Source organism: Polynucleobacter sp. 35-46-11 (assembly GCF_002281105.1).
In genome coordinates this window covers 1-1341 of the sequence record NZ_NCFJ01000619.1, presented here as the reverse complement: position 1 = coordinate 1341, position 1341 = coordinate 1, and the positions used below count along the sequence as shown (strand labels likewise).

The 1341-nt window shown below is 48.5% G+C and carries 2 protein-coding genes; one reads left to right on the top strand and one right to left on the bottom strand.

Annotation, left to right across the window (positions count from 1 at the left end; genetic code table 11):
• On the top strand, positions 1–492 hold a 492-nt coding region (locus B7Y67_RS18215), incomplete at its 5' end, for a GTP cyclohydrolase I FolE2 (protein WP_293599842.1).
• Between the two features lie 22 nt (positions 493–514).
• Here the strand turns inward: B7Y67_RS18215 and tsaD are convergent.
• On the bottom strand, positions 515–1341 hold an 827-nt coding region (tsaD, locus tag B7Y67_RS18210), incomplete at its 5' end, for a tRNA (adenosine(37)-N6)-threonylcarbamoyltransferase complex transferase subunit TsaD (protein ID WP_293599841.1).

Here is a 1341-nt window from a genome sequence, read left to right as displayed (position 1 = left end):
CACTTCGTTAAAAAAGCTGCACCCGTATCTGGTGTAGAAAGCTTGATGGATTACGAAGTGACTTGGACTGCTAAGGCTAAGCAAAATACTTCTGGTGCAATTGACGTTGAGTTAAACCTTCGCGCCTTAGTTCCAGTGATGAGTTTGTGCCCATGCTCTAAAGAGATTTCTGAATATGGCGCACACAATCAGCGCTCACACGTAACCATGTCTGTAGAGCTTGATCCGCAGACCAAGATGACGGTCGAAGATTTAGTTGCAGCTGCTGAGAGTCAAGCCTCTAGCGAGTTGTGGGGCTTACTCAAGCGCCCTGACGAGAAGTGGGTTACTGAGCGCGCTTATGACAACCCAAAGTTTGTAGAAGACTTGGTGCGTGATGTGGCTGGCCAACTCAAAGATGACGAGCGTATTTTGTCTTTAGTGGTTGAGGCTGAGAATTTTGAGTCGATTCATAATCACAGCGCTTACGCCAAAATTAGCCTGACTAAGTAAGCAGCACTAAAACGAGATTTACTTAAGCGAGATTATTGCTCGCCAAATCCCAGCGGGGTTTGATATCAAATGCGCCCGAAGTAGTTGAACCACTATTTTCTGCCAACATGCGGAGTGCTCCAGCAAATGCAATCATCACGCCGTTATCAGTACAGAGATCAACTGGTGGGTAGTGCACTTCAAATCGATTCTTCTTGGCGCTAGCATTGAGCGCTGCGCGCAACTGCAAATTGGCACCCACTCCACCGGCCAGCACCAAATGCTTGCAGCCACTTTGCTTAAGTGCTTTCTCGGATTTGCTGACCAGCACCGCCACCAAAGAATCGACAAAGCTTCGTGCAAGATCCGCATGGAATGTCGCAATTTCATCTGAATCAGAAATGCCTAATGCCTCAAATTTTTTCACCTGGTTCAAAACCGCTGTTTTGAGACCCGAGAAGGAAAAATCCAGATCTCCCGAGTGCAGCATGGGTTTGGGTAGGTCAAATCTTCCGGATTGCCCTTTTTCTGCTAACTTCGAGATGGCGGCTCCGCCTGGGTAATCTAAGCCGAGTAATTTGGCAGTTTTATCAAAGGCTTCGCCGGCTGCATCATCCAAGGTTTCACCCAGAAGTTGGTACTTACCAACCCCACTCACGAGCATTAGCTGGGTATGTCCGCCAGAGACTAGGAGGGCGATAAAGGGAAATTCCGGTACAGAAACCCCTAAAAGCGGGGAAAGTAAGTGCCCTTCTAAGTGATGCACCCCAATCGATGGCAAATTAAGGCCTTGGGCTAAGGATTTGGCAAAAGCGCTGCCTACGAGTAGAGCTCCAGCCAAGCCTGGACCTTGGGTATAGGCTACGGCAT